The sequence below is a fragment of the Mycobacterium sp. genome (assembly GCF_044370595.1).
GTDB lineage: Bacteria > Actinomycetota > Actinomycetes > Mycobacteriales > Mycobacteriaceae > Mycobacterium.
The window spans coordinates 1-22,576 of the sequence record NZ_JBILVF010000045.1; the positions used below are offsets into that span (position 1 = coordinate 1).

Consider the following 22,576-nt stretch of genomic DNA (forward strand, 5'->3'; position numbering starts at 1 on the left):
TCTTGAAGGTGTCGTTGATATCGCGGGCCAATTCGACGATGTCGGTGTCGCGGCGGATGTCAGCGAGGTAGGTGGCGATCCCGACGGGGTTGGTGCATTCGGTCGCCGACACCGGCGGTGAGAGCAGGTAGCGCAAATCCACGGGGTAGACATACGGAACCGGGATGGTGGGGGTTTGGCGAATCTGCCACTCGGCGGTGAGCACGATCGCCGACAGCAGGCCGTTCAAACCCAGTTTGTTGGCCCGGCAAAAATTGACGATGGCCTCGGTCTCCTCGGTGCTCATCAGGCAGGAGACCATCGGGACACGTTGTGGCACCGCGGGGTTGGCGTCGGCTGCGGCGCGACGCGACGCGGGCAGGTCATAGACGAACATGGCTCCGAGCATGCGCTCGAGTCCGGAACGGTCTTTGCGCTCCACGCCGCGGTCGGCGAGAACCTTCTCCATCGGGTCCGGCGCGGGGTGCACGATCAACGGCCGGGACTTTCCGGTGGTGACCAGATCGGTGTAGGTCGCGAACAGTTCCTCCACCAGACTGAACTGATGGTGGCCGTCGGCGAGGCTGTGATGGATGTAGAAGGTCGGCTGTGCCTGCCCATCCCGCACGATCACCCGCAGGTGGACCAGGGACGCGCTCTGGTCGAACAGCGGTTCGGGAGCCTGGGCATCCGGGCCGTCGAGTTCGATCACCTCGATACCGGGGTGCAGCAGGTCATCCAGGACGATCTCGTAGCGGCCGTCGGGATCTTTCTCCAGGTGTCCGCCCAGCACGGGATGTGACTGCAGCAGCAGGTCGAAGGCATCCGACAGCGCGTCGATGTCGACGGGGCCCTCGACATGGGCGCCCAGACCAACGAAATTCTGGGTCTCGGCGAACATCTCCTCGCTGCGCGCGAGCTTGCGGATGGCCGATGAAGGAAACACGGTGCGCTACACCCCCCGGCGATCAGTCACGTCTGCTGGCCCTCCGATATCCGACCGCCAGTGGGACGGCGATAACGGCGGCGATCCCCGCGGACCATAGCAGCGTGCCGAGGACCGGCTTGGCCACGGGTCCGCCCATCGCCAGTCCGCGCATGGCCTCAACGACGTAGCTGCACGGCTGATGTTCGGCGAAAGGTTGCAACCATTTCGGGAACTGATCCAACGGGACGAAGCCGGTGCTGAAGAAGAACATCACCGCCGCGATGACCTCGGTAGCCTGTGGCACCAGGGTGTTCTGGGCATACAAGGCGATTGTCATCACCACTGCCGAGAAGGCCACACCGAATACGGCGGGCATGAATAGCCAGGCCACGGCCTGCGGCAGGCCCTGGGTGAAGCGGAAGCCCAGCAGCAGGCCGACGCACATGACGAAGGCCGTGATGATGACGATGCGGACTCCTTCGGCGATCAGCCGCGACAGCAGGCCGGATGCCCGGTGCGACGGCACCACCCAGAACCGGGACAACAGCCCCTCGTCCCGTTCGCGCATGATGCCGACCGCGACGATGATGGCGCCGGAGGTCGCGCCGATCAGGGACACCAGGGGCACGCTGCCGTACAGCGCACTCTGGCCGGTGACCCGTTTGACCCCATCCCCGAGGACGACGTTAAGAGCCACGAGGAAACCGGCCGGGAACAGCAGCGACTGGGCCACGGTGGCGGCGTCGCTGCTCCACCGCCGCAGGATCCGGGCGGTGAGAAGCGAGGTCTCGCTGATCAGACTCATGGGCGGCGGGCCACTCGTGCATGCAGCCAGGTGAAGACCACGAGAATACCGGCCACCCAGGCCAGTGCCGGGCCGACGACCGACCAGGTGACAGCCGGTGCGGCCGGGGTGGAATCTCCGGCGAGTGCCCGTAACGCGTTGAGCCACTGAGACAGCGGTTGATTCCGCACGAACGGCTGGATCCAACTCGGGAATCGTTCCACCGGTTGCAGGCCCACCGAGGCCAGTCCGAGGGTCACCTGCGGGACCAGCAGCAGCGGGGCCGTCGCCTCCGGGTTGCGAGTGGCTACGCCGATCAGGTCGCCCATCAACGCCAGGGCCGCACCGATCAGCAAGGCGAGGCCGATGAATCCGACGGTCTCCCACATGCTGCCGTAGAAACGGAAGCCGATGATGTGCCCGCACACCAGTGAGACCGCCAGAGCCACCACGCAGCGGTACATGCTGGCCGTCATGCGAGCTGACAGCGGCGTCAGCCGAGGCATCGGCATGGCGCGGAACCGCCGGTTGATGCCGGCCAACGTGTCGATCGCCGAACGGAATGCCGCGGAGACCGCGGCGAAGAAGATGGCTTGCACCACGATCAGCGGGGTCAGGTACTGCGCATAACTGCTCATCGGCTGTACTGCGCCCAGGATGTTCCTCAGCGGCAGGTAGAAACCGACCGTGAAGACGATGGAGCCGACGATCTGAGTGGCCAGTTCCCCGTTGGTCAGCGTGGGCGTGATCATCCGGGTGGTCAGGGTCCACCACTGCTGGCGGGTCGACGGCCGCGGCCGGACCGACAGCGGGATGGCGCCGACCGTCATGTCAGCGCTCCGGCGTCCAGGGTGACCGCGTCGCCGACATCCGGGCTGCCGTCCTGACCGGTCAGACGGAGGAACACCTCGTCGAGCGACGGGCGCCGCAGAGCGATGTCGAGTAACTCGATGTCGGCGGCGCTCACCGCGTTGAGGGCGGCGACCAGGGTGTTCGCCCCGTCTGGGGCGGGCATCGACACGCGATCGGAGGCGTCGGTCAACGCAGCGCGGTTCTTCTCGGGCAGCAGCGAACCCAGCGCAGCAGCCAGCGCCGGTACATCTTTCATATCCCGCGGAACGATTTCGCAGTAGGTGCCGCCGGTGCGTTCCTTGAGCGAGTCCGCGGTTCCCTCGGCGATGATGGTGCCACGGTCGATCACGATGATGCGGTCCGACAACGAGTCCGCTTCCTCCAGGTACTGCGTCGTGAGTAGGGTGGCGATCCCTTCGGATTTGAAGTCGGACACCAGGTCCCAGATCGCCAGCCGGCTGCGCGGATCCAGTCCGGTGGTGGGTTCGTCGAGGAACACCACCTCAGGCCGGACGACCAGGCCGCAGGCGATGTCGATGCGCCGACGCATACCGCCGGAGTAGTTCTTGACGCTGCGGTCGGCGGCATCGACGAGGTCGAACCGCTCCAGCAGTTCTGCTGCGCGGGACCGGGCCTCCGCCTTCTTCAGGCCCTGCAGGCGGCCGAACATCACCAGGTTCTGCCGGCCGGTCAACATATCGTCGAGGGCGACGTGTTGTCCGGTGAGCATGATCGAACGGCGCACCGCCGCCGGATCGCTGCGCACATCGTGACCCGCGACGATCGCTGTTCCGGAGTCCGGCGTCGCCAGCGTCGACAGGATGTCGACGGTGGTCGTTTTGCCGGCCCCGTTGGGTCCGAGCAGTCCGAGCACCTCGCCACGGCTCACCTCGAAGCTGATACCGCGCAGTGCGACCACCGAACCGAAGGACTTCTTGAGGTCCGTGACGACGACGGCGTGGTCGGTGTTGGGCCCATCAGTTCGGTGCATAGCGGTCTCTCATGTCCTGTGTCGTGACGTGCTGCGTTGTGGCGTCCATCTAGTCCGAGTCGATCGACGACAGGTCCACCAGGGCCAATTCGTCCTCGGCGGATTCGATCTCGGTTTCGACGATCGCCTCGGTGGTCAGTTCCAGCAGTGCTGCGGAGAAGTGCCGGGACAGCGATTCCACGTCGGTGCGGCCGAGTCGCCGGGTGTCGTACCACCAGTCGATGTGCAGAACCCCAGCGTAGCGGTACACCCGCAGTTCGATCGCATGGCCGAGACCCGGCACCGCCTCCCGCACCGGCAGGGCCAGGTCGGAATCGAACTGCACCGGCGCGTCCTGCGACTGCCCCGACGGCAAGTCCGGGATGGTGCCCAGATGCGAGAAGAAGATGTCGGCCGGACGAACCGCACCCAGCAATCGGGCGGTGGGCGCGTAGACGTAGCGCAGCAGGCCGTAGCCGATTCCGTAGTGCGGCACTGCTTTGAGGGTTGCGGAAACGTCGTCGAGTATCTCGCGAGCGCTGGCCTGCCGGGGCGTCGCACATGGGATGGCAACCGGATAGATGGTGGTGAACCAGCCCACCGTCCGGCCGACCTCAACGTCGGGCCGTAGCACCGACCGGCCCTGACCGCCAAGTTCGACGGCGACCCTGCCGTCGCCGACGGTGGCCCCGACCGCTCGGCCGAGTGCGGCCAGCAGGATGTCGTCCAGGGGCACTGCGAGGCGCCGTCGGGCGTCGTCGACCAGGCCGGTCTGCTCGGCGGTGAGCACCGACGCCAACCTGGCGAGGTCTCCGGCGTCGGGCGGTTCGGGAGCGGGTCCGGCCACCCCCAAAGTGGCCTGCCGGACCACCTTGAGCCAGTGGTCCCTACTGTCCAGCACCGCCGGGTGCATGGCCAGTCCGGCGCACCGGTGCAGCCAATCCCGCCACGAGGTGTTCACCGGTTCCAGCAGAATCGGGTCGCCTGCCAGGCGTTGGCCGAACGCGGTGAAGACATCGGTGAGCAGGACGTCGCGGGAAGCGTGGTCACCGGCGATGCCGTGCAGGCTGAGCACCAGATAGCGGCGCTCGCCGGCGTTGACGTAGGTGGCGTTCAGCGGTGCGCCCAGCAGGTGGTGTTCGCGCATCTGCTCGGTCAGCACAGCCATAACCGCCTCGCGTTCCTGCTCGCTGCCGGGTTGGATCCCCTCGGGCAGCGAACGGGTGGCAAGTGCCGAGAACTCCTCCGGCTCGCCCAGCCGCTGATCCCAGGTTCCGGCGTGCTCGACGAGCCGAAGCCGCAGTGCGTCATGGTGATTGGCCACCGCGGTCAGCACAGCGCGGATGTCCTCAAGTTGAACATCGGGGCGCAGCTGCAGCACCAGCGGCACCCGCCAGCTGCCGACGTCACGCAGGCCGTGCTCCAGAAAGTAGGCGACGTTGGGCGCAACCGGCGGATGGGCGGAGTCATCGCGCGTGCGGCGTGCCAGGCTGCCTTCGGCGTATCGGGCGGTGATCGCGCGGGCCAGCGAGGCGACTGTCTGGTTCTCGTAGAGGTCCTGCGGGCTGAGGTCGAGTCCTTCTTTGGCCGCTGTCATCGCGACGCTGATCGCGACCAGCGAGTCCCCACCCACTTCGAAGAAGTTGGTGTTGCGGTCGATGCCGGCGATCCCCAGGCACTGCGACCAGATGCGCTGCAGGGCGGCTTCCATCTGGGACGCGCTGCTGACCGCCGGGGCCGCCGAGCCGTCGGAGGACGGAGGCCCCCCGGTGGCACCGGAGGATCCAGTCGCCGCCCTGTTGGCCGGGTTGTAGTCGATCCAATGTCGTTGCCGCTTAAAGGGATATCCCGGCAGTGACACCAAGGTCGGCTGGTCTCCGACACGCGGCGTCCAGTCGACGTCTACACCGGCCGCCCACAGCTGGCCCAATGCCAGCAGGAAAGTGTCATGGTCGCTGCGGTTCTGGGCCTGGTGGCGCATCAACCGGACAGCCCGGTGTTCGGCCGACCACTTGGGGTGGCGCATCGCCGAAGCGGTCAACGCTCCACCGGGTCCCACCTCGACGAAAACTCTGGCCGGGTGATCGAGCAATACGTCGAGTTCGTCGGAGAACCGGACGGTCGCGCGGATCTGGCGCGCCCAGGTCGACGGGTCGGTCGCCTCAGCCGCCGTCATCTGGGCGCCTGTGACGTTGGACAGCAGCGGGATGGTGGGCGCGCGCAGGTCCAACCGGGACAGGAAGGCGGTGAACTCAGGGATCACCGGGTTCATCAGCCGCGAGTGGAACGCATGGGCGGTTCGGACCCGCCGCGCCACGATGCCGCTCTCGGCCAGCCGCGCCTGAAAGTCGCGGATGGCCTGTTCGGAACCCGCGACGACGCAGCTGCCGGGATCGTTGATCGCGGCCAGATCGACGTCGTCGGTCAGATGCTCGGCGATCGCCTGCGGCCCCAGCGCGACGGCCACCATCACCCCGCGGGCCGAGGCGTGCATCAGACGTGCGCGCATCGCTACCGCCTTCACCGCGGTCGGCAGGTCGAAAACGCCGGCCAGGGTTCCGGCGACCCACTCGCCGATGCTGTGCCCGGCCAGCGCCGCCGGGCGGACGCCATAGGACTCGGCCAGTTTGGCCAGGGCATATTCCACCGCGAACAGTGCCGGCTGGGCCCGGTCGGTGCGCTCCAGATTCCGCCCGGTCCCGTCGAACACCTCGGCGCGCAGATCGAAACCCATCTCCGCGCCGAACGCCGCCGCGCAGGCGTCGAAATGCTCGCGGAACACTGGTTCGCACTCGTGCAGACCGCGCGCCATGCCGATGTGCTGAGCACCCTGGCCGGGGAACACGAACACCACGCGGTCGGCCTGATCCGCCGAACCGATCGCGGGCGCCTCGCCGATGAACGCGTTGTCGCTCTCGGCGGCGCTCAACACCGCTGCCGCGTGCTCCTGGTCATTGACCACTGCGGCCATCCGGACCGGCTCCAGGCGCCGCCGGGTCAGGGAGTAGGCGGCATCCGGCAGGCTCACCTCATCGGCGTCGGACAACTCTGCGGCCAGCGCCGCCCGCGCACCGTCCAGGGCCTCAGCGGTGCGGGCCGACAGCAGCAGCACCTGTGGGCCTGGGGTTGCCTCCGAGGTGACGAAGGTGGGCGCCTCCTCCAGCACGATGTGGGCATTGGTGCCGCCGACGCCGAACGAACTCACCCCCGCGCGCAAAACACCCTTCCACTTCCAGGGACCGTCCTCGCCGCGGATCTCGAACGGACCCCGGTCGAGGTGCAGTTCGGGGTTGGGACTGGTGTAGTGCAGCGTGGCCGGGATGGCCCGGTGCTTGAGGCACAGGATGGTCTTGATCAGTCCGGCGATCCCGGCAGCGGTTTCCAGGTGGCCGATGTTGGATTTGACCGAGCCGAGATAGCAGGGGCCGGGACGGTCCTGCTCGGAGATGGCGAATGCCTGCCTCAGGCCTTCGATTTCGATGGGGTCACCCAGCGGTGTCCCGGTGCCGTGGGTCTCGACGTAGCTGATCGTCGAGGCGTCCACCTCGGCTACCGCGTGCGCTTCGGCGATGACCTCGGCCTGGCCGGCGGCATTCGGGGCGGCGTAGTTCATTTTGGTCGAACCGTCGTTGTTCAGCGCAGAGCCTCTGATGACCGCGTGGATACGGTCTCCGTCGTCCAGTGCGTCCTGCAGTGGCTTGAGCACGACGACACCCACTCCACTACCGAAAATCGTTCCGTCCGAACGGATGTCGAAGGGGCGGCAACGTCCGGTCGGCGAGACCATCGATCCTGGTTCGTACCAGTATCCGACGTGGTGCGGGATACGGATGGAGGAACCGCCGGCCAATGCCATCTCGCACTCCCCGTTGAGGATGCTCTGGCAGGCCAGGTGCACAGCGACCAGGGACGAGGAGCAGGCGGTCTGGACCGACAGTGCCGGGCCGCGGAGGTTGAGTTGGTGGGCCACCCGGGTGGCCAGATGGTCCTTGTCGTTGGACAGCGACAGGTTGACCATGTCGAAACTGGCCCCCTGACCGATCACCATGGCCGGGTCGTAGTGCGACATGACGTTGTGCAGCAGATACCCACTGGTGGAACTTGTCCCGTACACCCCGACCGTTTTGTCGCTGTCGGCCGGGTCGTGGCCGGCGTCCTCCAGCGCATGCCAGGCGGCTTGCAGGAACAGCCGATGCTGAGGGTCGAGCATGCGCGCCGCCTGCGGGGTGAACCCGAAGAATTCGGCGTCGAACTCCTCGATTCCGGGCAGCAGTGCCGCGCGACGTACATAGGACCGGTTGCCCAGAGCTTTCTCCCCTACCCCGGCGTCGATCAGGTCGTCTTCGGACAGGTCGACGATGGATTCGACATCGTCGCGCAGGTTGCGCCAGAACTCCGACAGCGAGGCCGCACCCGGGAACCGCCCGGCCATGCCGACGATTGCGATCGCATTGGGCGGCGGCGGGTTTGTCGTGTAGCCAGTGTTGGGACTCACGGTCGTTGTCTAACCTTTCGGCGTGCCGCGGCCTGTTGGCGGGCGGCAGCACGTTGTTGTGCGCGATCTCGAACAGCGTTTGGGCGTTCGGTGGTGTTCTCGGCGAGGCCGAGTTGACGGATCAGATCCACTGCAAGGTCGGCCAAGGTGGCACCCTGCAGGATAAGCGCCACCGGAGGCTCGACGCCGAAGTCGGCCCGGACGGTGTTGCGCATCCGCACCGCCATCAGTGAATCCATACCCAAGCCGGTCAGCGGCTGGTCGGTCTCGATGGCGCCGTCGCCGGAGAAGCCCATGACGGCGGAGATTCGTTTGCGCAACCGGGCGGTGACGACCCGGTCGACGTCGGCGGGGTCCAATTCCCGCAGTGCGTCGGGCCCGGCCCAGTCGTCGTCGGCGTCGGTGAGATCCAGTTCTGCGGCCAGGTTGGTGAAGTAGCTCAGCAGACCGATCTCGGGGAAGGCCTCGGCGGCCCGATCCAGACGCAGCCGGGCGATGCCGATTTTGGTGACGTCGCCGGCCAGGACCGCTTCGAGTGCCTCCAGCCCCTCGGCGGGCGACATCGGGTCGAGAACGCTGAAACTGATGGTGCGGGCCAGTCCGACGTCCGCCCACTGACCCCAGTTGATCGCGGTGGCCGGCAGTCCGGCAGCTCTGCGCCACTGCACCATCGCATCCAGCCAGGCGTTGGCGCACGCGTAGGACAGCTGGCCCGGGGAACCGAGCAGCGAGGCCATCGACGAGAAGCCGACCCACCAGTCCAGTTTCCGGCCGGTCCCCTTCTCGTCCAGTGCCTGGTGCAGGCGCACGGCACCAACCGCTTTGGGCGCCCAGATCGCCTCCAGGCTGTCCTTGGTGAGCCCACCGACGAGTTCGTCGTTAAGAACGGCTGCGGAGTGGATGACGCCACGCAGCCGGCGACCGCCGTCCTCGGCCGCCGCGACAAGTCGCTGCGCCACACCTGGTTCGGCGACATCGCCGAGTTCCACCACGACCTCGGCCCGCGCGCCCAGTTCGCTCAGCACATCCTGGGCCGATGCCGACGGGGCGCTGCGTCCGTTCAGAACGATCCGACCGGCGCCGCTGTCCACCAGCCAGCGTGCCACTGTCAGTCCGATACCGCCGAGCCCGCCGGTGACGATGTAGGAGCCGTCGGCGCGGACGACGGCATCGGTGCGGCGTTCCGGTTCGGCAGCCCTGGCAAGCCGTTCGACGAATCTGCGGCCACCCCGCCAGGCCACCACATCATCGGTGCTGGGCGCGCCCAGTTCGATGGTCAGCGCTGCCGCGGCAGCATCGTCGGCGTCCAGGTCAACCAGCGTGGTCTGCAGTGCCGGGTGCTCGTAGGCCAGGACCCGCACCACGCCACGCAGGGTGCCGGCCACCGGATCACCGGGTTCCGGGCCACCCGGACCGGAACTGACGACCAGTCCCCCTCGGGTGACCAGCCACAGCCGTGGCGGCTTACCGTGCCAGCCGCCGGTGATGCTGCGCACCGCCGCCGCGACCGACCAGACCATCTCCCGGGCGTGGGTGAGTGCCTGCTCGAGGTCGCCGCCGTCCTGACCGTCGGCGGCCATGAACACCACGCCGGCCGGCGGCCGGGCGGGGTCTCCTGCGACTTCGGCGAAGGCGTTCTGCACTTCGGACTCGTCGTTGAGGTCGGCGGTGATCACCCGACGATCCCGCGACAGGAACCCGACGGCGAATTCGGCTGCCGCCGAATCGGGTCCGTCGGTCAGCACCAACCAGCTGCCCTTGGCCCCGCCGCCGGGCGGGGCGGGGGTCTCCTCCCACGTCGATCGGAACAACTTCTGCGACAACGGCAGTGGGACGGTCTGACGCTGGATGCGCCGCAGGTAAACACCGGTGACCTGGGCAGTCGGGGTGCCGGACTCATCGGTGAGGGTGATCTGACCCACCGCGTCGCCACCGTCGGCGACGCTGACCAGTTCGGCGCGACAACGCGCCCGCCTGCCGACATCCCCGAAGACCCGGATCGACTCCATGGCGACCGGGAGGTAGGTGACTTCGCTTGATTTGGCCAAGATTTCGGCGGGCATCGCCGCGGCCAGACTCTGCAGTGCCGCATCGAGCATGACCGGGTGCAGCACGGCGCCGCGGTAGGGCGTCGCCTCTTCGGGCAGCACGACCTCGGTCTGGGTGGCGGTATCGCCGATGCGCACGATTCGGGTCAGCGCGGCGAAGGCCTGGCCGTGGTGGGCGCCGGTCCGGCGCAGCCCGGTGTAGAAGTCGCTGGGCGACACCGTTGTACCGGCCGACACAGTCGTAGCGGCCGACACAGTCGTAGCGGCCGACACAGCGGTACCGCCATCAGCCGTCCCCGACACAGACGCAGCGGCCGGCACGTCGGGGCTGACGACCGAAATGCTTGCCACGGCATGGCGTTTCCAGTACCCGGCCTCTGAGCGCGAGTGGATCTCCACCCGAGCCGCGCCGTCGCCGTCGCCGATCAATTGGGTGGTCAGCCTGGTGCGGGCAGCCAGAGGCAGGATCTGCTCGACCTCGAGTCGGGTCACTTCCAGATCACTGGCCGGGCGGCCGAAGGCTTCACAACCGGCGGTCAGCGCGATCTCGGCGAATCCCGCACCGGGCATGACCGGTTGGCCGTGGACCTTGTGGTCGTCCAGCCAGGGATTGAGGTCGGTTCCCACATCGGACTGCCAGACATGGACGCCGCCGGCGGGGAGTTCGACATGCAGCCCGAGCAGCGGGTGCGTTCCGGTGAACTCCCCTCCCGCCGAGGGTGTCTGCATCCAGTACCGGGAGTGCAGCCACGGGGTGGGCGGCAGGTCGACGAGCAGGTCCCGGCGACCGGCGGGTTCGGTGTCCACCGGCGGCCGCACCAGGGCCAGATTGGTGTGGAAGGTCAGCGTCTCGGGCTGATCGCGGTACACCGTCGCCGATACCCGCGCGTTGCGCTGGCCCAGCGTTTCGTTGATCGCGTGGGTCAGCAGCGGGTGGGGGCTGATCTCGATGAGGGTGCTGTGATCCGCGGCGGCTTCACCGATGGCCCGGCTGAACCGGACCGGGTTGCGGAGATTGGACACCCAGTATTCGGCACCGAACATCGTTGCGCTGCCGGGGTATTCGGCTGTGTTGATCACCGGGATCCGCGGCCCGGCCGGGTTCAGGTAGTCCAGTGCCGTGCGCAGCTCGGGAAGGATCGGGTCGATGGTGGCGTGATGGGAGGCCACATCGACTTCGACGCGCCGGGCCAGCAGACCGCGGGCGTCGACTTTGGCGATCAGTTCATCAACCGCCTCGGGCGGCCCGGCGATCACCGACTGGCTCGGCGAGGCGTACACCGCGACCGACACCTCGGGGTAGTCGGCGATCAGTCGCTCGGCGGCACCGGCGTCGAGTTCCAGCAGTGCCATCGCACCCTGACCGGACAGCCGTGACATCAGCCGGGAGCGGGTGGCGATCACGTCGAGGCCTTCCGCCGGCGTCAGAGCGCCGGCCACCACCGCGGCGGTCACCTCGCCCATCGAGTGACCGATGACCGCATCGGGTTCCACGCCGTAGGAGCGCCACAATTCGGTCAGCGCCAGCTGGATCCCGACCAGCACCGGCTGAATCCGTGCGATACCGGACAGCGGCTCACCCACCTCCAGCACGTGTCGTAGCGAGAATCCGACCTTGTCGACGAAGGCGGGTTCCAGCGCGTCGATCGCCGCGGCGAACGCCGGTTCGTCGGCCAGCAGTTGACGGCCCATCCCCGGCCATTGCGCGCCCTGCCCGGAATAGACGAAGACCGTGCCGGGGCCGGGTGATGCCTCGTGGCAGGCGACTACTCCGGGGCCGGGTTGGCCGGCGGCCAAAGCCCGCAGTCCCGCGACCGCTTCGTCGCGGTCCCGAGCGGAGACGGTGGCGACGATGCCGTAGCGGCTGCGGTGGTTGAGGGTCGCGGCGACGTCGGCCATCGGGACGCCTGCGCCGGGGCCCTGCAGCCAGTCGGCAAGCACCCCGGCGGCCACGGCGACGCGCTGCGGGGTCTTACCGGAGATCACCAGCGTGGTCACCACCGGGCCGCCGGTCGGCGACGGCACCGGTTCGGGTCCCTGCTCCAACACCACGTGGGCGTTGGTGCCGCCCATACCGAACGAGGACACCGCGGCCCGGCGCGGACCGTCGGAGGCCGGCCACGGGACCGCCGAGGTGGGAATGAAGAATCGGGTGGCCGACGGGTCGATCGCCGGATTCCATTCGGAGAAGTTCAGGTTCGGCGGGATCCGGGAGTGCCGCAACGCGAGCACCGCCTTGATCAGACCGGTGATACCCGCGGCGGCTTCGAGGTGACCGAAGTTGGTCTTGACCGCGCCGAGAGCACACGGGATGTCACCGCGGCCGTACACCGCGGCAAGGGCGTCGAATTCGATCGGATCACCCAATGGCGTTCCGGTTCCGTGTGTTTCGACGAAATTCACCGACGCCGCAGTGACATCAGCCGAGCGCAACGCCCGGGCGATCACATCACGCTGCGCAGGCGCATTCGGCGCGGTGAGCCCGTTGGATCGGCCGTCCTGGTTCACCGCCGAACCGCGCACCACCGCCAGCACCCGGTCGCCGTCCCGGACGGCGTCGGTGAGCCGTTTGAGTACGACCACCCCGGCACCTTCACCGCGGACGAATCCGTCGGCCTGGCTGTCGAAGGCGTTGCACTTGCCGCGCGGCGACAGCATCCCCCACTTACCTAGGGCGAGTTGGGTTTCCGGGCGCAGGGTGAGGCTGACTCCACCAGCCAGGGCCAGGTCGCTCTCCCGCATGCGCAGGCTCTGGCAGGCCAGGTGCACCGACACCAACGACGACGAGCAGGCGGTGTCCACCGCCACCGCGGGGCCGCGGAGGCCCAGCAGGTAGGCGATTCGTCCGACGGTGACGCTGTGCGCGTTGCCGGTCGCCGAGTAGGCGTCGATGGTGTTGGGATTGCCGGCAGCCAGGCTCTGGTACTCGTTGTAGTAGACGCCCAGCATCACCGCCGCCCGGATCTCGCTGAGCCGGTCCGGCGCCAGTCCGGCGTTCTCCAGCGCTTCCCAGGCCACCTCAAGGGCGACTCGTTGCTGGGGATCCATCGCGACGGCCTCACGCGGCGAGACCCCGAAGAAGTCGGCGTCGAATCCTTCGACGTCGGAGATGAACGCTCCCCATTTTGTCGGCATCCGACCCGGTGCCATCGGGTCCGGGTCGTAGAAGGCCTCGGCGTCCCAGCGATCCGCCGGCACCACCGTCACCCCGTCGGTGCCGTCGTCCAGGAACCTCCAGTACTGCTCGGGACCGGTGACCCCGCCAGGTAGCCGGCAGCCGATACCGATCACCGCGATGGGTTCGGCGCCGGCGATGCGGGAGGCTTTGTCGAACTGTTCGGCCAGTGCACCGCGCTGGTCGGCCGTCATCGCCGCGATCCGGTCGAAGGTCGTCTTCATCGGGCTTCACCTTCCAGGCTGCCTTCCAGGGTGCTGCCCTCCACACTGTCGAACAGCGCGTCCAGCACGCTGAACGAGCCCTCGGAGCTTTCCTCGGCGGGCTCCTCATCGGCTGGTTCGGGGGTCAGCAGCCCGGCCACATGCTCAGCGAACGAGGTGAGCGTCGGGTGATTCCACAGCATCGTCGCCGACAACTCCATCTGCACCAGCGCCTTGGCGTCGCGCAGCAGGGTCATCGCCATCATCGAATCCAAACCGAGTTCGGGGAACGGCCGGTCGAAGTCGACCGCGGCTTCCGGCATCCCCAGTTCGCGCGCCATGATCGCCCGCAGCCTGATCCGCAGTTCCTCGACGACCTGTTCGCGCGTGATCGATGACCAGTCCGGGATGTCGACCGGCTCCGCTGGTGGTCCGGCTTCGGCTGCCATCGGCGCCGAGTCCACCTGGGCGTACCGCAGACCGCGAAGGTCAAGGCAGACGGCGCCGTCCGATGTCCGCGCCGTGACGTCGACGAGCAGATCGGGTCCGGTCTCTGAGCGGCGGCTCACCTCCAGGACGGTCTGTGACTCGATGCTGGCGCCCACCGCGACGGCTCCGATCGCGGCCGGCAGCATCAGCGCCTCGGAGCCGTCCAGCAGGCGGGCCAGGTGAACTGCAGCGTCCACCAGCGCCGGAACGGAGGCATCCGGGATGCTTACAGTGGCGCGAAGTCCGCCCGGCACCGGCTCACAGCCGGCCATCGTCCAGTCGAAGGGCTGGCCCTCCACACCGGATTTGCGCTGCAGTTCGGTGATCGACTCCTGGTCCCAGGACACATCGGGGATGGAAACGGATTCGGTTGCACCGGAGTTTTTTTCGTCGGGCAATCGGTCGACGATGCGCGCGCTGCAGTGCCGTGTCCAGCGGTCCGCAGGGGTGTTCGGCCCCGCGCTGGACGACACCGTGACCGAATCCCCGCCTCCGGTGCAGACCTGAATGACGCGGGGCCCTTCGGCGACGATCGGGTATTCGAACCGGACATCGCCCAGCACCGAGGCCCCGTTCTGGTGGGCGGCAGCCCAAAGGGTCTGCAGCAGGACCGAAACCGGGACGACCTCCACGCCGCGGACCCGGTGTCCTCGCGGATACGGTTTGGCATCGGGTAGCAGCGCTGCGCGCCAGGTGCGTACCGGACCGGCGTCCACCTCTTCGCCCAGCAGGGTTCCGAAAACCGGCTCAGGCACCCCGGCGAGGTCGGTGCTCCCCCCGCCGCCCAGCAGGTGGTCGATGACTGGCAGCGGCGCCCGCATTCCGTAGGCGTCGGCCAGTCGCTGCCAGTCGGCGCCCACCACGACGGACTGGACGCCTGCATCGGGGCTGAATACCGCCGGCAGCATCCGGATGGCGACCTCATTGGGCATCGGGAGCAGACCGGCCGCCTTGGTCGAGGGTTGGGCGTCGGCCCAGGACTTCCACAACCCCCACTCGATGACCGTCGCGGCCAGGCCGAGGGTGCGCCGGGCGAAGGCCAGCCCGCCGAGGAAGGTGTTGGCCGCGGTGTAGTGACCCAGCCACCGCGACCCCAGCACGCCGGTGATCGAGGAGAACAGTACGAAGCGGCGCACCGGGGTGCGCAGCGTCAGGCGGTGCAGCACGACGGCGGCATCGAGCTTGGAACCGAACATGGTGTTGACGTCGGCGTCGCTCATCTCGGTGAGCAGCGCCTCACCGCCGGCCAGCGCCGCTAGGTAGACCCCATCCAGCGGCGGCAGGTCCGCCCCGAACCGCCCGAATAATGCCGTCATCGCCTCGGTGTCGGCGGCGTCGGCGGCAACCTCGACCAGCGTGCTGCCGAGATCTTTCAGTTCCGCGGCCAGATCCGCCGATTGTGGTAATCCGCTGCGGGACACCGCAACGATGGTGGCGGCCCCCATCTCGGCGAGCTGACGGATCAGATAGGGCCCCACATTTCCCGTCGCGCCGATGACCAGGTGGCTGGTGTGGCCCTCGAAGCGGGTGAGCGCCAGCGCCGGGAGATCGCGCCGGGCCAGTCGCGGAACGTGCCGCAGACCCTGGCGATACACGGCCTGATCATCGGCACCCCGCTGGGTTTCGGCTGCCAGCATTGCGGCCAGGAGTTCCGCCGGTGTCGACTCGTCGACGTCGACGATGCCGGCCCAGATCTCCGGGTGCTCCAACCGGATGGTGCGGGCCATCCCCCACAGCACGGCGTGCGCCGGATCGGAGCGGTCACCGTCGAAGATCGGCTGACCGTTACGGGTGACGATCATCAGCTGAGGGGGCTGCGGCATACCGGCCAGGGTGGTGAGCAGCCGCCGGGCGCAGTTGAACAGCCGATAACCGTCGGCCGCCTCGATGCGGGCGCCGGCCTGCGGGGCGTACACCACGTAGTCGACACCGTTGAGGTCCGCGCCATCAGCGGCGGTGATGTCCAGCGCCCGGGAACCATGTCCCAGCAGCGCGGCCAGTTCGACGGACTCCTCCTGCCCGCCGGCATCGCCAAGTACCAGCCAACTGCTGTCACTGGTGGCGGCGGGCAGGTCACAGACCGGCCAGGTCAGTTCGTGGAACCAGTCGGCGCCGGCGGAAGCCACCGGCTTGACCCCGGACTTGCCCCCGGCCGCAGCGTCCGGGCCGGATCCTGCGGCCGAGATGTCCAGCCAGTGCCGGGTGTGGTGCCACGGGGTGGCTGGCAGCACTGGACGGGGTTCGGCCGGATGCGGTACCACGGGTGGCCGCACGGTGTGGGTGGCGTTGAGGTTGGTCCGAAAGGTGACGGTGTCACCTGCGTCGCGCAGCAATGTGCCCAGGGTGTGGTGATGGACGCCCTCGAGGCTCTGGTCGACCGCGTGGCTCAGCAAGGGGTGCGGGCTGACCTCGACGAAGAAGGTGTGCTCCGCGCCCGCGGCGGCGACGGCCCGGCTGAACCGGACCGGATTGCGCAGGTTGTCCACCCAGTAGTCGGCGTCGAAGACCGGCGTCGGGGCCTCGGCGCGATCACCGGTGGTGACGAACACCGGAATAGTCGGCGGCTGGGGTGTCAGATCGGCCAGTGCGGCGCGCAGATCCGGCAACACCGGGTCGATGATCGCGTGATGGGAGGCCACATCGACCTCCACCCGCCGGGCCAACCGGTCTTGGGCAGACACCACCGCGACGACCGCGTCGACCTGATCGGGCGGACCGGCGATGACCACCTGCCGCGGTGAAGCCTCCACCGCCACAGTGACATCCGGGTAGTCGTCGAGCATCGCCAGGGCGTCAGCGCCGGACAATTCCAGCAGCGCCATCGCACCCTGGCCGGACAGTCGCTTCATCAACCGCGACCGGGTGGCGATGACCTTCAAACCCTGCGCGGGGGTCAGTGCGCCGGCTACCACCGCAGCGGACACCTCGCCCATCGAATGCCCGATCACCGCATCCGGCACCACCCCGTGGGCGCGCCACAGCGCGGTCAGTGCCAACTGCACGCCCACCAGAACCGGCTGAATCCGATCAATGCCGACGACGGGTTCCCCGGACAGCAGGATCTCCCGCAGTGAGAATCCGGCCTGTTCGACGAAAGCCGGCTCCAATTCGTCGATCGCCGCCGCGAACGCCGGATCGTCGGCCAGCAGGCGGCGTCCCATCCCGGCCCACTGCGACCCCTGACCGGAATAAACGAACACCGTGCCCGACCCGCACGGACCGGGGTGCGGCGCCACCACACCGGGAGCCGGGTACGCCCCGGCGAGGGCGCGCAGGCCCGCCACGGCCTGAGCCCGGTCGGCGGCCGCCACGGTGCCAAATAGCGGGTGGCGGGCCCGGTGATGGTTGAGCGTGTGGGCGGCGTCGGCCAATCCGACGTCGCTGCCTTCGAGCCAGTCCGCCAGCCGGCCGGCGGTTGCGGCGATCCGCGCCGGGCTGCGACCGGTCACCACCAGGGTGCTCACCGGCGGTTCGGTTTCGTTCCCAGATGCGTCATCGACAGCTTCGTCAACCGGGGGCGCCTGCTCGATGATCACGTGGCCGTTGGTGCCGCTGACCCCGAAGGAAGACACCGCCGCACGGCGCGGACGGTTGACCGCCGGCCAGTCCATCGGTTCGGCGGCGATGACGAAGCGGGCCGCCCCCGGGCCCGCGTGCGGGGTGAGCGTGGTGAAGTTCAGTTGCCGGGGAATGTGCGCGTGGGCAACGCTGAGCACGGCTTTGATGAAGCCGGTGACCCCAGCAGCGGACTCGAGGTGGCCGAGGTTGGTCTTGACCGAGCCGAGCACCAGCGGCGCCGAACCGTCACGGTCGCCGTAGACCTCGGCCAGCGCGTCCAGTTCGATCGGATCGCCCAGACCAGTGCCGGTGCCGTGCGCCTCGATGTAGTCCACCTCGGAGGGGGCCAGTCGCGCCACGTGCAACGCCTGTCGCATCAGCGCCTGCTGGGCGGGGCCGTTGGGGACGGTCTGACCGCTGCTGGCTCCGTCCTGGTTGACCGCGGATCCGCGCACCACCGCGAGCACCGAATCGCCGTCGCGCTGGGCGTCCTGGAGTCGCTTGAGGACGACGACGCCACAACCCTCGCTGCGAACATAGCCGTTGGCGTCGGCGTCGAAGGTCTTACAGGTGCCGTCCGGTGAGAGCATCCCGAATCGTGAACAGGCGATGCTGTTCTCCGGGCTCAGAATGAGATTGACTCCGGCCGCCAGGGCGGCGTCGGTTTCCCTGCGGCGCAGGCTTTCACAGGCCAGGTGGATTGCGACCAATGAGGATGAGCAGGCGGTGTCCATCACCACGGCGGGGCCGCGTGCGCCGAGAAAGTACGACAACCGCCCGGCGGCGAAGTTGGGCGCGTTCCCGAACGGGATGTAGGCGTCGATCTGTTCGCGGCGCAGTTTGCCGGCCACTGAGTGGTAGTAGTCATTGGTGGTCAGGCCGATGAACACACCGGTCTGTGTGCCGCGAATCGACTGCGGGTTGATTCCGGCGTTTTCCAGCGCCTCCCAGGCGACTTCGAGCAGCAGTCGCTGCTGCGGGTCGATCGCGGCAGCCTCGCGGGGGGCGATGTTGAAGAACTCGGCGTCGAACTCGTCGGGCTGCCAGGAGGTCAGGAACCCGCCCTCGCGGTTGCAGATCGTGCCTGCAACGGTGTGGTCGTCGGAGTAGTAGGCGTCGGCGTCCCAGCGGTCGGCCGGAACCCGGATGACGCCACTGGCACCCTCGCGCAGCAGGGTCCAGAATTCGTCGGTGTTGCTCACCCCACCGGGCAGGCGGCATCCCAGACCGACCACGGCGATCGGTTCGGTGGAGGCCTTCTCGGCGATCGCCAGACGCGCGGTGAGATCGTCGATCTTGCGGAGCGCCTCAGTGATGATCGCTCTGCGATCAGGCGGCGGCGCTGACGGGGCTGACGGGACAGTCATGGGGGTTAGCTGAGTCTTTCCGATAGTTTCTGCAGCAGTTCGTCTTCAGCGAGTTCGCCGTAGTCGTCGACGTCGTCGGCAACGTCGATGACAACGGCTGTTTCGGGCAGCCTGACGGCCAGGTAACCAACCAGGTCAGCGACGGTCGGGTAATCGAAAACCACTGAGGCGGGGAGTTCCTCGCCGACGGATTCGCTCAGCGATCGGCGAAGTGCCACGCTCATCAACGAGTTCATCCCGGCTTGGAAGAACCCGACGGAGTGGTCGACCTCGTGGGGCGAAGACAGCCCCATCGCCTCGGCCACCAGAGCGCAGACGTGCTCGGTCAGCATGGCGCGCCGCTCAACGGGTTCGCAGGCCTGTAACCCCGACCGGAATGTTGTCGTCCCGCCGACTTCCGCACCGGGTTCGGTGGTCAGTTCGTCGATGATGCGCAGCGCCGCGCGGGTGCGATACGCGGCGGCGAGCCGGTTCCAGTCGGCCGCGACCACTGAGCAGCACACCGGTGCCTGCGGGGAGGTGAGCACCGACAATGCGCGGATCGCGGTGTCGTCGGGCATCGGCAGCAGACCGGACTCCAGGGAGACCTGACGTTCGGCGTCGGACTGGTTGTCCGCCAAGGACTTCCACCAGCCCCACTCCACGGCCGTGGCAGGCAGTCCTGCTGCCCGGCGGGCGTAGGCGAAGGTGTCCAGGAAGGTTGTGGTGGCCGCGTAGTGGCCCAACCACCGTGAACCGAGAAGTCCGGAAATCGAGGTGAACAGGACGAACTGCTGGACGGGATGGTTCAGCGACAGTGTGTGCAACAGCCATGCGGCGTCCAACTTCGGGCCGAACATGGCGGTCACATCGTCGTCTGCCATATCGGCCAGCGTCGCCGGTCCGCCACCGAAGGCGGCCAGATAGATCCCGGCCAGCGCGGGCAGGTCGGCACCGAACCGGTCGAACAGAGCGCCCATCGCGGCGCGGTCGGCGGCGTCGGCGGCGACGACGACCAGGCGAATGCCTCTCTGAGACAAAGCTTTCGCCACATCGTCGAGTCGCGAGCCCGGGTTGCGTGACACCGCCACGACGGTGCGGGCGCCCTGGCCGGCGAGGTAGCTGATCAGGTGCGGACCGATGTTGCCGGTCGCGCCGATGACCAGGTGACTGCCGTCGGGGTCCAGCCGAACCGGGGCGGCCGGGGCGGCCGCCCGGCGAAGTCGGGCGACCCGCCGAACACCGGCGCGATAGGCGATCTGATCCTCGGTGCCGGCCGCCTGGGTTTCGGACACCAGACACCCAGCCACCAGTGCCGCGGGCACCGACACATCCAGGTCGATGATACGGCCCCAGATTTCGGGATGCTCCAGAGCAAGGGTCCGGCCCAGCCCCCACAGCACGGCGTGGGCGGGATTGGCACGGTCACCGGCGTCCATGGGTGCAGCGTTGCGGGTCAGCAGCGTCAGCGTCGGGGGCAGTGGGCGCGCGGCCATGGCGGCGACCAGTTTCCTTGCCGCGCTGAATATTTGCGCGGCCGATGCCGGGTCCCAGGACTGCCCGGTACTCGACGGCGCGTAGAGGACGTGTGTCGTCCCGGCGAGTTCGGCGATCACCGCATCGGGGTCGGTGCAGAGTTCCGCCGGATCGACGACGGTAACGGCTGCATCAGTGCCCCCGCCAGTGCCCCCGCCGAGCAGACGGCTTAGTTCGGTTCCGATCGCCGACTCGGCAATCACCAGCCAACTCTGGCCGGCATCTCCCGCGCAGTCGGCAGCAAGGGGCTGCACCGGCCACTGCAGGCTGCACACCCACTCGGCGGGCACCACGGACGGTGCGGGCTCGACAGGCTGGTCGGTCGGTCGTCGCTTCGCCGGCCGAGAGACCCAGTGCCTGCTGTGCCGCCACGGGGTGGCGGGCAGCGCGGCGTGTGGTCCGGGTGGGTGTGGTGTGACCGGCGGATGGGCGGTGTGGGTGGCGTTGAGGCTGGTGTGAAAGCTCACCGTGTCGTCTGCATCGCGGACCAGCGTCGGCACTGCGTGGTGGTGAAGTTCTCCGAGGGTTTCATCGATACTGTGAGTCAGAATCGGGTTGGGGCTGACTTCGATGAACGTCGTGTGGTCGGCCGCGGCGGCGCTGATCGCCTGGTGGAACCGCACCGGCTCGCGGACATTCGCCGCCCAGTACCCCGCATCCAGATCCGGGCTGCCGGTGGGGTCGCCGACCGTGGAGAACATCGGGATGCTGGGTCTCCGCGGGACTATGTCGGCCAACTCGGCGCGCAACGCCTCGCACACCGGATCCATCAGTGCGGTGTGGGAAGCCACTTCCATGTTGACCCGGCGGGCGAACCGGTTTGCCGCGGTGGCCGCGGCGAGTAGCGCCTCGACGGCGGTGATCGGGCCGGCCAACACGGTCTGCCTCGGTGAGAGCAGGCCGGCGATCTCGACCCCGGGGTAATCGGCGATGAGTGTCTCGGCGGTGGCGGCATCGGCGCTCAGCAGCGCGACTGCGCCCGGTCCGGCCAACTCCGCCATCAACCGAGACCGAGCGGCGATGACCCGCAATCCCTGCTCAGGTGTCAGTGCCCCCGCGACGACGGCGGCCGTCACCTCGCCCATCGAGTGCCCGACGACCGCATCCGGGTGCACTCCGTAGGACCGCCACAGCGCCGTGAGCGCCAGTTGCAGGCCCATCACCACCGGTTGCACCCGCGCGTCTCCGCGGACCACCTCAGCACCGGCGATTACCTGTCGCAGTGAGAATCCCAGGCTCGCGACAAAGGCGGGTTCCAGGTCGTCGACGGCCGCGGAAAAAGCCGGTTCATCAGCGAGTAGCTTCCGGCCCATGCCGGCCCACTGCGAACCCTGACCGGAGTAGACGAACACCGTTCCCGCGCCGCACCGGCCGGGATGGGGGGCGACGACGCCCGGCGCCGTGGTTCCGGCGGCCAACGCGGCCAGTGCCGCCTTGGCTGCCGGGCGGTCGCGGGCGCATACGGTCGCGAAAACCGGGTAGTGAGTGCGGTGGTGGTTGAGGGTGTGGGCGATCTGGTCCAGATCGGTGCGCGCCGCGGCACCGTCCAGCCATGAAGCCAACGTTCCGGCCAGGGCAGCCACCCGTTCCGGGGTTTTGGCCGAGACCACCAAGGTGGTCACCGCAGAGCCGGGTGCCGACGCACCGCTCGAGTTCTCTTGTTTTCCAACCGGTTCAGCTGAAACACCAATGGGCTCCTCGAGGACCAGGTGCGCGTTGGTTCCGCCAAACCCGAAGGACGAGACGCCCGCGATCCGCCGTCCCGAACTCGGCCATGGTGTCGACTCGGCGACGACTTTGAGCCGGAGCTGCCCAAACGGGATGTGCGGGTTGGGGTTCCGATAGCCCCGGTTCCCGGGTATTTCACCACGGCTGACCGCCAGGACGGCTTTGGCCAGGCCGGCCACCCCCGCCGCGGCCTCCAAATGCCCCAGATTCGACTTCACCGACCCGATCAACAACGGCTCATCAACACCGCGCCCCCGACCCAGCACCGTGCCCAACGCCCGCGCCTCGATCGGATCCCCCAACAACGTCCCGGTCCCATGCGCCTCGACATAGTCGACCTCACGCACATCCACCCCCGCATCGGCATACGCCGAACGCAACACCGCCATCTGCGCCGCCGGATTCGGCGCCATCAACCCATTGGACCGACCATCCTGATTAACCGCCGACCCCCGAATGACCGCCAACACCCGATCACCATCAGC

8 protein-coding genes are annotated in these 22,576 nt (G+C 68.2%); all 8 read right to left on the reverse strand.

Annotated features, from left to right (window positions below; translation table 11 throughout):
* Positions 1 to 925 (reverse strand): phthiocerol/phthiodiolone dimycocerosyl transferase family protein (locus ADBZ5N_RS08510; RefSeq protein ID WP_526257059.1); only part of this gene is annotated, 925 nt, incomplete at its 3' end.
* A 22-nt stretch (positions 926 to 947) separates the two neighbouring features.
* A complete protein-coding gene (locus tag ADBZ5N_RS08515) occupies positions 948 to 1,712 on the reverse strand; it encodes an ABC transporter permease (protein ID WP_526257060.1) in 765 nt (254 codons plus the stop codon).
* Entirely contained in the window at positions 1,709 to 2,521 is an 813-nt protein-coding gene (locus tag ADBZ5N_RS08520) for an ABC transporter permease (RefSeq protein ID WP_526257061.1), read from the reverse strand. Before ADBZ5N_RS08520 ends, ADBZ5N_RS08515 begins: the two co-directional genes overlap by 4 nt.
* Positions 2,518 to 3,534, reverse strand: a complete 1,017-nt coding sequence (locus tag ADBZ5N_RS08525; RefSeq protein WP_526257062.1) for an efflux ABC transporter ATPase subunit, DrrA-related — start codon at positions 3,532 to 3,534, stop codon at positions 2,518 to 2,520. The genes ADBZ5N_RS08520 and ADBZ5N_RS08525 overlap by 4 nt, the downstream gene beginning before the upstream one ends.
* A gap of 49 nt (positions 3,535 to 3,583) precedes the next feature.
* Entirely contained in the window at positions 3,584 to 8,008 is a 4,425-nt protein-coding gene (locus ADBZ5N_RS08530; protein WP_526257063.1) for a type I polyketide synthase, read from the reverse strand.
* Positions 8,005 to 13,455 (reverse strand): type I polyketide synthase, encoded by a 5,451-nt coding sequence (locus tag ADBZ5N_RS08535; RefSeq protein ID WP_526257064.1) that lies wholly within the window; start codon positions 13,453 to 13,455, stop codon positions 8,005 to 8,007. Before ADBZ5N_RS08535 ends, ADBZ5N_RS08530 begins: the two co-directional genes overlap by 4 nt.
* Complete coding sequence (locus ADBZ5N_RS08540) at positions 13,452 to 18,848, reverse strand: SDR family NAD(P)-dependent oxidoreductase (protein WP_526257065.1); 5,397 nt, start codon at positions 18,846 to 18,848, stop codon at positions 13,452 to 13,454. The genes ADBZ5N_RS08535 and ADBZ5N_RS08540 overlap by 4 nt, the downstream gene beginning before the upstream one ends.
* A 5-nt stretch (positions 18,849 to 18,853) precedes the next feature.
* On the reverse strand, positions 18,854 to 22,576 hold a 3,723-nt coding region (locus ADBZ5N_RS08545; protein WP_526257066.1), incomplete at its 5' end, for a type I polyketide synthase.